The organism is Ruegeria sp. C5, from assembly GCF_056537605.1.
In genome coordinates, this window is sequence record NZ_JBQFRX010000002.1 from 354,293 (window position 1) to 367,354 (window position 13,062).

General features: G+C 56.0%; 8 protein-coding genes. 7 read left to right on the forward strand and 1 reads right to left on the reverse strand.

Features of this window, described 5'->3' with window-relative positions:
- Positions 1-41 precede the first annotated feature (41 nt).
- The 7 genes from ACR0AW_RS09610 (at position 42) to ACR0AW_RS09640 (ending at position 10,279) form a co-directional block, all read left to right on the forward strand.
- Complete coding sequence (locus ACR0AW_RS09610) at positions 42-2,084, forward strand: dynamin family protein (protein ID WP_170732697.1); 2,043 nt, start codon at positions 42-44, stop codon at positions 2,082-2,084.
- A complete protein-coding gene (locus ACR0AW_RS09615) occupies positions 2,081-3,370 on the forward strand; it encodes a dynamin family protein (RefSeq protein ID WP_170732698.1) in 1,290 nt (429 codons plus the stop codon). Before ACR0AW_RS09610 ends, ACR0AW_RS09615 begins: the two co-directional genes overlap by 4 nt.
- A 340-nt stretch (positions 3,371-3,710) precedes the next feature.
- Positions 3,711-5,894, forward strand: coding sequence for a serine/threonine protein kinase (locus ACR0AW_RS09620; RefSeq protein WP_170732699.1), 2,184 nt, complete (start codon positions 3,711-3,713; stop codon positions 5,892-5,894).
- Positions 5,895-6,093: 199 nt separating this feature from the next.
- Positions 6,094-7,065, forward strand: a complete 972-nt coding sequence (locus ACR0AW_RS09625; RefSeq protein ID WP_170732700.1) for an FHA domain-containing protein — start codon at positions 6,094-6,096, stop codon at positions 7,063-7,065.
- Entirely contained in the window at positions 7,065-7,844 is a 780-nt protein-coding gene (locus tag ACR0AW_RS09630) for a protein phosphatase 2C domain-containing protein (RefSeq protein ID WP_170732701.1), read from the forward strand. The genes ACR0AW_RS09625 and ACR0AW_RS09630 overlap by 1 nt, the downstream gene beginning before the upstream one ends.
- A gap of 22 nt (positions 7,845-7,866) precedes the next feature.
- The gene (locus ACR0AW_RS09635) at positions 7,867-9,129 is read left to right on the forward strand and encodes a transporter substrate-binding domain-containing protein (RefSeq protein WP_170732702.1); all 1,263 of its coding nucleotides are present in this window, start codon (positions 7,867-7,869) and stop codon (positions 9,127-9,129) included.
- A gap of 43 nt (positions 9,130-9,172) precedes the next feature.
- Positions 9,173-10,279, forward strand: coding sequence for a transporter substrate-binding domain-containing protein (locus ACR0AW_RS09640; RefSeq protein ID WP_170393909.1), 1,107 nt, complete (start codon positions 9,173-9,175; stop codon positions 10,277-10,279).
- 385 nt (positions 10,280-10,664) lie between these two features.
- Here ACR0AW_RS09640 and ACR0AW_RS09645 read toward each other — a convergent pair whose 3' ends face one another.
- Positions 10,665-12,878 (reverse strand): NADP-dependent isocitrate dehydrogenase, encoded by a 2,214-nt coding sequence (locus tag ACR0AW_RS09645; RefSeq protein WP_170732703.1) that lies wholly within the window; start codon positions 12,876-12,878, stop codon positions 10,665-10,667.
- Between the last annotated feature and the right edge of the window lie 184 nt (positions 12,879-13,062).

A 13,062-nucleotide genomic window follows, 5' to 3' on the forward strand; every position in this document is an offset into this window, starting at 1 on the left:
TTGCAAAGTTAAACAAAATACGAGTTACCAGGGTAAATCTTATGAGTGAGTTAAACCGCCGCGAGCTTATTCGCATCGCAGAAGACATGAACGGGACGAGCAATGACGAAACGCGTCACTTCATCTCGCGCATCGTTGACGACTTGTCGAACCTCAAGCCTTCGATAGCATTCGTAGGTCAAATCAAGGCCGGAAAATCGCGCTTGATCAACGGTTTCACCGGGCATGCAGAATATCTACCCTCGGACGTGAACCCATGGACGACAGTGATCACCGACATGCATTTCGGTCATCCGTCCGGTCGGACGTCGGGCGCCGAGTTTCATTTCTTCGACAATCGCCAATGGCAGGCCCTGATCGCCGAAGGTGAAGAGTTGCGCAACATGTTCCCTGATGAAGAGGACAGCTACAAGCGCGAGATGATCGAAGAGCAGGTCGAGGCAATGAAAACCCGCGCCAAGCTACGCTTGGGCGAAAGCTATAAGCACCTGCTTGGCGAGCATCACGATCTGGATGAACTGACCTCGGATGACCTGGCGCGCTATGTCTGTGCCGGGGATGACCCGACAGATGAAGACCAGTATGACCCCGGTTCAGATCGGGGCCTTTACAGCGACATCACCCGTAAGGCCGAGGTCTATTTTGACATTGGCCATTTTCCGTATCCGGTGACAGTCACAGACACACCCGGTGTCAATGACCCGCTGCTGATCCGTGAAGAGATTTCGCGCCAGTATCTCAAGGAATCCGACTTTTTCGTCGTCGTGCTGTCTGCGCATCAGGCGTTGTCGCGGGCTGATCTGAAGCTATTCCGCCTGATGCAAGCGCTAGAGCTTGGTCAGATCGTGGTCTTCATCAACCGCGTGGACGAGTTGGGCGGTGGCGCCGAAGATGCCGGCAAGGTGCGCACTGACGTATTGGACGGGCTCGAACAGGCGCTTGGCAACTCGGAGATTGACGTTCTGATGGGCAGCGCCCAATGGGCCCATTATGCGCTGACCGGGGATGAAACCGGAATCGACCATGATCAAATATTGGCGTGGCTGAGGACGCATCCCGAACAGATGAAGCAATATCTTGACGGCGTCGAAGAGATCAAACAAGGTCCCGGCCCCATCAGCCGCGAAGGTGTATTGCGATTTGCCGCGATGATCGCGTCGGGCTTGCCCGATCTGCGCCGTCATGTGACCAAAGCCCTGACCGAAGGACCGCGCCAAGAACAGCTTAATATTGCGTGGCAGCACCTCAACAGTTTTGCCCAAGGTGAGCTTGAGCGCAGCACTGCGCGGCTTCGTGCGATTGAAGAAAAGGATGGTCCCGACACAGCGGATGTCGAAGAAAACAACAAAACGCTTTCTGAGTTGCGCGCGCTAGTTGAAGATAAATCCAAGGCCATCACCAATGATATGGACGATGTATTGGCCAATTTGCGGGGCGTTATGGATGACACCGTCGCCGAGGCTGTCTCGATCGTTGTGCGCGGCCCTGATGGGCAATCGCCTTTGCTGGCCAAAGACGGAGATACCGAGCTGAACTTTACGCCTCTGCGTGAGCGGATGCGCGAGCTTGTCCAGGGCGCGACCCAGGTGGTGCGGCAGCGTATGCTTAGTGAGCTTTACGCAATCGATATGCAGACCAATGCTGCTTTGCGCGCCCTGCCCGGATGGCAGGAGCCCGTGGACAATCGCATGAATACCAGCGCGGTGCGTTGGTTCCGTCCGAATACAAGCGCGCTGACGCGTGGCATTACGGTTGAGTTGCGTGTGACATGGCTGTCGCGACTGATATCGCGTCGCAGTGTGTTGAACCGCGCCGAACGGATGATCGTTCAAGAGTTTGAGATGATCGGAGACGATCTTGTAGATACCGCCAGAAGCGACCTGATCGAACGGATGAAAACCGTTCTTGACCATTATATGGCGCTGCTGGCCGGGCATCTGGAACATCGCGCAGGCCCCGATGGGTCGAACGCGCGCGCCGAAGCGCAACGTGCGGTTGACCAAGCGCGGCGCATCAGCGATGAACTAGGGGCGGTGCACGGAACTGCACCCGTGGACACTCGACAGGCAGAGGCCGCAGAATGATTGAATTCCCCGGAACCGAAAAGGAAGTGCGCCAGCTAGAGCGTTTCCTGACCGCCACCGAAAATGCGCACTCATCGGCAGAGCTGGATGATATGCGCGCCCGCGCGCTGGCCCATGCCGAGCGGCTTTCGAACGCGGTTTCCATTGGTTTTGCCGGGGAGTTTGGAGCCGGAAAGTCCAGCCTTGCCAACATGCTGGCGGGGGCAGACATTCTGCCCACCGGGCCGCAGCATCTGAAATTGCCCCTGGTGATCGTGGCCTATGCTGATACGCCTGAGACAACCGTTGGTTGGTGGGACAAGGAACCCAAAGTCTATTCGGGTATAGCGCTGGAAAAGGCAGCGGCGGACGAACCCGATTTCATCTCGGTCGGGTTGAACACCCCTGCCCTGCAGGAGATTTCGCTGTTTGATCTGCCCGGTGCCGGTGCACTGGATGATACCTACAAACAGACTCTAAATTTGCTCGACTATGTGGATTGTGCGATCTGGTGCACCAATGGCACCAACGCCTGGCGTGAAACCGAACGCCATTTGTGGTCGCAGGTCCCTCAAAAGCTGCGCGATAACAGCTTGTTGGCTGTAACACATGCCGATTTGCCTCCGGTGCGGGATGCTCTGGATCGGGTAGTCGCACGCCTGAACAAGGAGAAGGGCGATTTGTTTCGCGCGGTTGTGACCATCGGCACCCCGGTAGCGGTACGGGCCATGGAACAAGAGCCTGAACCCGACTTTGCTTTGTGGGAAACCTGTGGCGGGCAGAACTTGGCAGAACAGGTTTTGCACATAGCCTCTGATCACCGTCGACATGATCTTGAGGCCGCCCAAAAAGATCTGGCTGAAGATTTTATGCCTTATCTGGAGAACCTTACTGGTGCGGCTTCGACAGATGGCGCTGAGGCCGACGGCAATACTGTGCAGGCAAGCCTAGAGGCCGCCCTGCCCCCCCTGGACAATCCAATCCTTGAAGACTGGCTTGCGGCCATCGCCAGCATTTACAACGATCTGCGCGAAAGCTCAGATATTGAACCGGCGGCCTTCCTGCGAAGCTGTCAGGAAATCGTCGAGGATTTTGCCGAAAGGTTAGAATCTGGTACCGAAATCGATCCCAAAGCAGACTGGATTCCGGCCGAGTTTGAAAAGGCCACTGACCTGTTGCTGTTGCTGCAGTTTGAAACCGGGGACGCACCGCTGAAGGATGCAATAAGCATTCTCGCACAACTCAGCGACAATCTGGCTTGGGCAGGCAGCTCTGTTGCGTCGGCGCCCCCAAAAACCGGCACATAAGTTTTTCCCGCTTGAATTGAGCCGCATCGCAGCGATTCGAAGCGTTCGGAATCAGCGCGATATTGTTTCGAATTCGTGGACCAAGCGTCTATTTCGGCGGTATAGAATCCATTTCTTCCATCAGGCAAACACAGCATATTGTGGTATGAGGGTCTGGACTCACTATATAGGCGATTTCGATTTTTGTGATCCATAGTGAAGCCATCAGGCGGCCCCAATAAAGTCAAATTTGAAACGTCTAACCGTCTTAAGTGTCCTGCGGTTGTGTTTGGTTGTGAGTTCGCGGGCTGAAGCCCTGGTTATCTATGCCGCAATAAACGAGTAGAATGGGCGGGAAGAAATGAGCCACAACCAGGCGGTCGGCGCAACGCACGACGAACCTCAGATCGAAGGATTGCAGCCAGGCGCAAAGCTGCTGCGCGGACAGTATGAAATTCTCCGGTTCCTAAGCAACGGCGGGTTTGGGATCACCTATCTCGCGCGCGATAGTCTGGATCGCGATGTGGTCATCAAAGAATGCTATCCGGGGGCGCTCTGCCAGCGGAATGGTGATCTGGTCGAACCTGCCAACCCCGACCACAAAGAAGACCTGCGCGCCATTATCGACCTGTTCATTCAGGAAGCACGCAACCATGCGCGGCTGGTTCATCCCAACATCGTCGACGTGCATCAGGTGTTTGAGGACAACGACACCGCTTATATCGCGATGGACCTGATCCGCGGATGCGATCTTCTGGATTATGTCGAAAAACCCGAAAACAAGAGCGGACCGGACTTTATCGTTCAGGTCACCGAAAAAATGCTGTCTGCGGTGTCGTTCATTCACCAAAGTGGCATGCTACATCGCGATATTTCACCCGACAATATCCTGATCGATGAGAATGGCGAACCCATCCTGATCGACTTTGGCGCAGCACGCGAGCAGGCGGCACACAAGTCAGCGGCGCTATTGACGCTGCGCGTGATTAAGGACGGGTATTCGCCACACGAATTTTATGTGCGTGGCGCGGATCAGGGCCCCAGCAGTGACCTCTATGTACTGGCTGCAACGCTGTATCATGCGATCAGCGGCGAGCGACCGATTGATGGCCAGACACGTTTGAATGCGTTCAACAACGGCCAAGACGATCCTTATGAACCGCTGACAGGGCGATTCAAAGGGTATCCAGACGGGTTCCTTGAGGCGATCGACAAAGCAATGGAAGTGCACGCCACTGACCGTGTGCAAACCGCATTGGACTGGCTGCGTATGTTCCGTGGTCCCGGTGTGATGTTCGACAGTTTCGCGTATCGCCCGGTTTCGGTCATTGTTGGCATGGATCGCAAAGACGAAGAAGCCGAAAAAGAACGGATCAAAGCCGAAAGCGAGAATGCGGAGGCCGTCGTGACCGCGCTGCTGGCCGGGAACTCTGATCTGGCCCTCGGGAACGAGGAAAAAACGGAAGACACTCTTGCTAAATTTGCACCTCAGGACGAGGCCGTTGCTGCAGTCGACACCGTTGTAAAAAGCGGCTCGGGCGGCAGTGGCAAGATGATCGCGGGTATCGCGATTGTATTGGCGGCTCTGGCCGGAGGTGGATACTTCGTAATGACGGGCGATCAGCAATCGCCCGAGGCAACTCCGGTGACTGCAGAGGTTCCGACTACTCCGGTGCCCGCAGAAGCAGCTCCGGAACCCGTCGAGCAGACCGCCGAAGCCACAACAGAGCCGCAACAGGCCGAAGTCGCTTTGGCATCAGAACCAGAAGCGGCGCAGGAACAACCTGTCGAGCAGGCTAATGAGGTGCCGGAAGCCGCCATTGTGTCAGAGCAGCAACCCGAAGAAATCGCTTTGGTGGAACCTGAAGAAGTGGAACCTGAAGTGACGGAACCTACGGTTGAAGACATCACACCCATCGCACCTGCGACGCCGGTAAATCTAGCCGAAAACCAGGTCGCATTTGGGCACTGGGATATTGAGATTCCATTCACGATGTCCAAGCGTCGCAGCTCGACCGGGAGTGTCATTGCCATCAATGGATTGAACGCCGGTCAAGATAGGTCGGTGATCGGGGATTGGGTCGAACGGGGCGCTACGATTTTTACTCTGAATGGTGAACCTATTCGTCCGGACACAACGCTTGCATCGTATGTTCTAGATAGTTTCTCGGTCGACCCAGACGGGTATATCCGTGTAGCAGCGCGCTATCGCAGTCTGGGCGAAACGCGCGCGCAGAATGGATTGCTGGCCCTGCCCGCCTTCCGCAGTTTTGGCCTTCTGAACGGTTATTCGTTTGATGTGGCTCATGCGGGCGAGGCAGGTTGGCAAACCGTCGTCGCATCTGTTCCGGAAGAAGTTGCTGGCAGTTTGCAGCGGGGGGATGTGCTGCTGCGCGAAACACAGACTGGAGTCTCGATCAATGAGCCCGAGAGTCTGGACGGCATCCTTGCTCAACTTGTTTCCGACAACCAACCCGAGGCGCGCCTAAGCATTCTGCGCAACGGAGCTGAAAGTACTGCGGTCATGCAACTAACGCAGGAGTGATCGCCCAGTTGATGTGACTATCGCCAGGTCAGTGTGCTGGGGGTGCCGCCCATCGCGTCACCCCGTCGGGGACCAACCCGTCGCGACGTAAATGTTTCTCTGTTTCCTCTTCATCAGTGCCCTGCGCCTACGGCGAAGCGGTTTGTAGCAGTCCCGCGGGTAAAACCCCGCATCAGAAATCAAAGAAGGTGACGACACCATGTTCAAATACAAAAGCCCTCTGAGCCGGCTTCTAGAAGGTGCCGGAAAACCGAAAGAAGAAGATGCGGTGGAAACCGAAACCGTTGCGGAAGCGGTCGAAACAGAAAGCGCTGCTCCGATTGCGGATTTCAACGCCCTGCGCGCGGCCCTTGCGGGTGGAAACGTTAGCTCGGACAGCTACGAGGAAGCAGACGAACTGATCCCCGAAGAACCGATGCCCGAGTTTTCGGAAGACCAGATCGAAGATCAGGCGACCGAAGAAGAAGTGGCCGAGATTCAAGAGGTCGAAGAAGATGAACAGATTGTCACGCTTCATCTGACTGCGGAAGACGAGGTTCAGGACGATGAACCCGAAGTCACCGTAGAAGAACCAGAGGCCATCGAACCTGAAGTCGTATCTGAAGTTGCGGGCGAGGTGGAAATCGTCGGAGAACCCGCACCGGAACCGGAGCCTGTTGATGTAACCCCGGAACCCGCCATGGTCGCACCTGCACCTGCACCGGCTGAAGATCGGCGTTCTCGTGTGAAGACGACGTTTTTGGGTTTCGAGCGTGCAGACACGCATGTTCAGGAGCTGATGGAAACAGCTGAGCCCGTTGAAAAGACAGAAGCGGCCGAACAGACATTCCCGGTTGGCTGGCTGGTCGTGACCGCCGGACCGGGTCGGGGTGCCGCGATTACCTTGACCGAGGGATTGATGCAGATCGGTCGGAATGACGATCAGGCTATTCAGCTGGATTTCGGCGACACCGGGATCTCTCGCAGCAATCACGCCGTCATCGCATATGACCCAGAGGACCGGAAATGCTATCTGGGCCATGGCGGCAAGGCCAACTTGGTGCGCCTGAATGGCAAGCCTGTGCTCAGCACCATAGCCTTGTCCAGCGGCGATCTGATCCGGATCAGCGAAACCTCGATCCGCTTCACCGCTTTCTGTGATGACGGCTTTGACTGGCGGGATGCCGATTAATGCTGGCGACCCCTGCATATGATATTGCCCTGATCCTGGACCAGGGTCAGCGCGACTCGCAGGAAGACGCGATTGCTGCGCGGGTCTCTGACGCGGCAGACGCGGGTTATGTTGTGATTGCCGACGGTATGGGTGGTCATGAAGCGGGTGAAGTCGCTTCGCAGTTGGTCATTTCAGCCTGGCGCGATGCGATGGATGCCCAGTTGGATGGGCCCGACCTTGCTGAGAGCGCACTGCTCGACGCTCTGCCGTTGGCCGCAATGCAGGCCAACGCCGCTATGGCGAGCCATAGTGAGGAAAACGAGGTCAATCTGGGCTCCACCCTTCTGGGCATGTTGATGCTGGATCAACGCGTATTCTGGATCTCGATCGGTGACAGTCCACTTTACCTGTTCCGCGATGATGCCCTGTCACAGGTCAACGAAGATCACTCGATGGCCCCGGTGATCGACGAACAGCTCGCACAAGGATTACTGAGCGCGGAAGAGGCGCAGGGCCATCCGGATCGTAACCAACTGACTTCGGTGATCATGGGGGCTGCGATTCCAGAAGTGGATTGTCCGGAACAACCATTGGCGCTGATTGCGGCAGATGTACTGATCCTTGGCAGTGATGGCCTGCAATATCTCGGCAATTCCGAGATCGAAACGCTGGTGCGCACGCATATTCATTCCCCGGCTCGCGATATTGCTGATGCGCTGCTTCAAGCACTGCATGCAAAGGCAGACCCGGATCAGGACAACATTTCAATCGCCGTGGTCAAACCGGCACAGACTTAGACAGGCAGTGAAACAGGACAAAATGCGAAACCATCTTATCATATCCACCCTCGCTCTTGCTGCTGCAACAGGTGCAGCATCGGCGCAAGAGGCGTGTTCGACTTATGAAATCCAGCCCGGTGATAGCTTGCGGGAACTGGCAATTGCCGTCTACGCGACGGAAGATTACCGGATCATCTATGATGCGAACCGGGATACGATCGGGTCGAACCCCAATATCATTCGCGTCGGTGATGTCCTGACTTTCCCTTGTCTTGAAGATATCGGGCGCGCGGCGCAACTGCCGCATACCGAAGCTGGCCGCATGGCTGCCGAAATGGCCTCGGAACTGGTCAAAGCTGCCGAGGAACGGGCTGAAAAAGCCATTGCCGAGGCCGAAGCCCGTGTGGCCGCTGCAGAGGCCGAAGCTAAAAAGACCAGCGAAGAAGCCGTAATCGCGGCCAAGGCTGCGGCCAAGAAAGAGATCGAAGCAGCCCGTGCGGAAGGTGCCGCATTGATCCGCAACGCGGATGGTGGCGAAAGCCCTGAAATTCGTGACCGTCAGATTTTGTTGATCACGGGTGGTAACTACGCCCCGTTTACGGATGAAGCGCTGCCAAATCGTGGGCTTTATACCAACCTGGTTGAAACCGCGATGCTGAGGGCCGCGCCCGAGCAGTCCTACAAGATTCAGTTCGTTAATGACTGGTCGTCGCATCTGGACCTATTGATGCCGACTCTCGCCTTTGACGCCACATTCCCTTGGTCGCGGCCGAACTGTGAACAAGCCGCTACGTTGTCGGAAAATGATCGTTCACGGTGCGAAACCTATAATTTCTCAAACCCATTCTACGAGGTCGTTGATACGTTCTTCGCAAAAAGCGGTTCGGGTTACGAAGAGACTCTGACTTATGCAGATTTCGCGGGCACAACGATTTGTAGGCCGGAAGGTTGGTCATTGTCGCATATGGATGCAGTTGGTCTTTACGAGCCTGCAATCACTTTGATGCGCCCCGTTTCACCCGATGATTGTTTTCGCGCAGTTATGGATGGCACAGCCGATATCGTCGCGATCGAAGCGCATCTGGCGGTCGAAGCAATCGGGCGTCTGGGCTACGAACATCAGATCATCGAAAACCCCAACCTAGCGGCAATCAAGTCGCTTAACGTCATGACCCACAAAGATAATCCGGATGGGGAAGCGATCCTTGAGACGCTCAACCAGGGTCTGGCGATCATGCAGCAATCAGGCGAGTGGCGCGACATCGTATCTACCGCACTGCGCTATCAAATGGAAAATGGCTAAGGCCTTGATTGGCCCAACGAAACAAAGTCTGGAGGAAGTGGACATGTTTAACAAGAAATTGAAGAAAGCAGTACTGTCGGCATCAGCCTTCACCGCCCTGAGCGCAGGTGCAGCCGCCGCTCAAGAGGCCTGCTCCAACTATACGGTTCAGGATGGTGACACATTGGCGACCATCGCCATTGCCGCCTACGGCACCTCAAACTATCAGCCGATCTTTAACGCTAACCGCAATGCAATCACCAATCCCGGTTCGCTAACCCCCGGTCTGGTACTGGCGCTGCCCTGTGAGGATGGCAGCCTGCCCAACGGTCAGAGCGCGCAAGAACTGATCGCGGCAGAAGAACAACGTGCTGCAAGCGTCAAGCGCTCGAATGTCTACGCGCCTCCGATCAAGATGGTCGCTGGCAACGGTTGGGAACCGTTCACTACTGAAGATCTGAGCGGCGGTGGCATCATGACCCGTCTGGCGACGACAAGCCTTCAGCGTGCTGGTAACAGCCGCGATTTCTCGGTCAGCTTTGTAGATGACTGGAGTTCGCATCTGGACACACTGTTGCCACTGGGTGCGTTTGATATTTCGATCGCGTGGACTGTACCGGATTGTACCAACCGCTCCTATGAGTGGTCTGCAGAGACCGAAGCCCGGTGTACCCAATTTGTCGCTTCGGTTCCGGTATATGACATTGTCGGTGGATTCTTCACTTTGCCTGAAAGCGAATACGCAAAGGCGACAGATTTCTCCGACCTTGAGGGCTCGACCGTTTGCCGCATGGCAGGCTGGAGCATGGTGGTGCTTGAAGAACAAGGGCTCAACCGCGAGAACACAACTGTGGTCCAACCCAATTCGGCCCGCGAATGTCTCGATGCCGTATTGACCGGTACGGCAGATGTGGCTGCATTCGAAGTCGATCTGTTTGCCTCGACAATGAAAGACATGGGTTTGACCTCGGCGGATATTGTTGAGAACCCGTATGTCTCGACACTGTCTTCGATGAGCTTCCTTGCACACCGCACCAATCCATTCGCGCGCGAGTACATCGCGATGATGAACAAGGGTTTGATCGAGATGCGCGAATCCGGCGAATGGTACGCGATTATTTCCGACACGCTGCGCGAACAAAATGAAAAGCTGAACGCAGCATCAAACTAATCCCTCGGTCGTTATGACCTTTCTTAGGGGCCGGTCTTCGGACTGGCCCTTTTTTTGTCGGTGGGTCAGAATCTTCAATGATAACGGCAAAGCCAACTGACTAGGCCTCAGACGTGGCGCAGTCAGCATTTGGTCTTATTTGCACATACATAATGATTATTTTTATCCTTAATCGCTCATAAAAGGCGGCCGTCTACGGGAATCCCCGAATATTCAGCGTGAACGATAAGCGTAGGATGAACTCAACTGCACCGGTGAGGCGTAAGCCCCGCCACTCACTCAGAAAGAGGCTGGCTATGGGGGCTGGCCTTTTTCTTTTTCAGGGCATGAAAAAACCGGCCCTCTTCGGACCGGTTTCTTTTTAGGCGTTTATGCAACCCTTGGCTTATCCGATGATCGCATTCAGGGTCGCACTTGGACGCATCACCGCAGCCGCTTTGGCCGGATCAGTGTGGTAGTATCCACCCAGATCGGCGGGTGCGCCCTGCGCTGCCGCCAACTCGGACAAAATCTGTTCTTCTTTGTCCGCCAACTCTTTCGCGAGCGGTGCAAACTCGGCGGCAAGCCCAGCATCATCGGATTGCCCCGCCAAAGCTTCGGCCCAGTAACGAGCGAACCAGTAGTGGCTATCGCGGTTATCCGGCTGGCCGACTTTGCGGCTGGGTGACTTGTTGTTATCCAAAATTCCCTGCGTGGCAGCCTCGGCAGCGGCGCCCAGGACGCCCGCTTTGGCGTTGCCCTTGCTGTCAGCGAGGAAGTTCAGGGATTCTCCGAGCGCACAGAATTCACCCATGGAGTCCCAGCGCAAGTGGTTTTCTTCAACCAGTTGCTGAACATGTTTCGGCGCCGAACCGCCTGCACCGGTTTCGAACAGACCGCCGCCATTCATCAGTTTAACGATTGATAGCATCTTGGCCGACGTCCCCAGTTCGAGGATCGGGAACAAGTCGGTCAGATAATCCCGCAATACGTTACCGGTGATGGCGATGCTGTCCTTGCCCGCCGTGATAGTTTCCAGCGACTGGCGGGTTGCTTCACGCGGGGCCATAGTCAAGAACTTGTCGGCCACGCCTGCAGCTTCAAGCGCTGGTTTGACATACTTGATCAGCTCGGCGTCATGTGCGCGGTTGGCATCCAGCCAAAAGATCGCCTCGGACCCGGTCAGGCGCTGACGGTCCATCGCCAGCTGGATCCAGTTCTCGATCGGGGCCTTCTTGACGGTGCAGGCGCGCCAGATGTCGCCCTTTTCGACGTCATGGGAATGCAGCGTTTCGCCATTGGCCAGAACGATACGGATTGTACCATCTGCGGGCGCTTCAAACGTCGTCGGGTGCGAGCCGTACTCCTCGGCCTTCTGCGCCATCAATCCAACGTTGGCGACGGCTCCTGCGGTGGCTGGGTTCAGTGCACCATTGGCTTTGAAGAAGTTGATGGCCTCATCATACACCGGTGCATAGCAACGGTCAGGGATCACACAGTTAGTATCGCCCTTGGCGCCGGTTTCGTCCCAACCCTTGCCGCCAGCACGGATCACTGCGGGCATCGAGGCGTCGATGATAACATCAGACGGGACATGCAGGTTGGTGATGCCACGGTCCGAGTCCACCATATACATCGACGGACGATCCCCTTCGATCGCATTGATTGCGGCGACGATGTCTGCGTTGCCCTGAACCCGCTCAAGCAGGTCCCCCAGACCCGAGTTCGGGTTTACACCCAGTGCGTCCAGCTCTGCACCGAATTTTTCGAACACGGGGGCAAGCCAGGCCTTGACTGCATAGCCGAAGATAATCGGGTCACTGACCTTCATCATCGTCGCCTTCAAGTGCAACGAGAACATGGTGCCGTCTTTCTTGGTGTCCTCAATGGCTTCGGTCAGGAACGACGACAGCGCCTTGACCGACATGAATGTTGCGTCGGCCACAGTTCCTTCGGCCAGTGGCCAAGCGTCTTTCAGAACCGTAACGCTGCCATCTTTGCCCGCAAACTCAATTTTGGCATCGCCGGCTTGCGCCGCAGTGATCGTTGCCGATTTCTCATTGGCGTAAAAATCATTGCCCGGCATCGAAGACACTTTGGTCTTGCTGTCCGCGCTCCACTCTCCCATCGAATGAGGGTTCTTCTGGGCATAGTTCTTCACAGCGCGCGCTGCGCGGCGATCGCTGTTGCCTTCGCGCAGGACCGGGTTCACGGCCGAACCCTTGATGGCGTCATAACGCGCACGGATCGCCTTTTCGTCGTCCGTCGAAGGCTCTTCGGGGTAGTTCGGAATGTCATAACCCTGTGATTGCAGCTCTTCGATGGCTGCCACCAGCTGGGGCACCGACGCCGAGATGTTGGGCAGTTTAATGACATTTGCGTCCGGTGTTTTCACCAGTTCACCTAACGCGGCCAGATCATCCGTAATACGCTGTTCGTCTGTCAGATTCTCGGGGAAGGTCGCGATAATGCGCCCGGCCAGCGAAATGTCTTTGGTTCCGACGCTGACACCGGCTGCTGACGCAAACTTGCGGATAATGGGCAGGAACGAGGCGCTCGCCAGCTCAGGCGCTTCGTCTACAATGGTATACAATACGTCGAAGTTCGATTTTTCTGCCATATTCCCTTACCTTTTTTAAGCCTTTCAGGGGCGTGCGATCCAAGAGCATGTGCCGCCGTGACATAGGCACCAATCCCAAAGGGGACATGACGGCCCCACGGGTGACTCTGATTTGACAGGGCCTCCCTTAAATGAGGATTGGCTTGGGATCAATCGTATTGAGCGGCGCAAATTGACACGGGTC

Excerpts from the sequence above, each read along its gene's own strand:
- ACR0AW_RS09610 (WP_170732697.1), top strand. The coding sequence starts at position 42 with ATGAGTGAGTTAAACCGCCGCGAGCTTATTCGCATCGCAGAAGACATG.
- ACR0AW_RS09615 (WP_170732698.1), top strand. The coding sequence starts at position 2,081 with ATGATTGAATTCCCCGGAACCGAAAAGGAAGTGCGCCAGCTAGAGCGT.
- ACR0AW_RS09620 (WP_170732699.1), top strand. The coding sequence starts at position 3,711 with ATGAGCCACAACCAGGCGGTCGGCGCAACGCACGACGAACCTCAGATC.
- ACR0AW_RS09625 (WP_170732700.1), top strand. The coding sequence starts at position 6,094 with ATGTTCAAATACAAAAGCCCTCTGAGCCGGCTTCTAGAAGGTGCCGGA.
- ACR0AW_RS09630 (WP_170732701.1), top strand. The coding sequence starts at position 7,065 with ATGCTGGCGACCCCTGCATATGATATTGCCCTGATCCTGGACCAGGGT.
- ACR0AW_RS09635 (WP_170732702.1), top strand. The coding sequence starts at position 7,867 with ATGCGAAACCATCTTATCATATCCACCCTCGCTCTTGCTGCTGCAACA.
- ACR0AW_RS09640 (WP_170393909.1), top strand. The coding sequence starts at position 9,173 with ATGTTTAACAAGAAATTGAAGAAAGCAGTACTGTCGGCATCAGCCTTC.
- ACR0AW_RS09645 (WP_170732703.1), bottom strand. The coding sequence starts at position 12,878 with ATGGCAGAAAAATCGAACTTCGACGTATTGTATACCATTGTAGACGAA.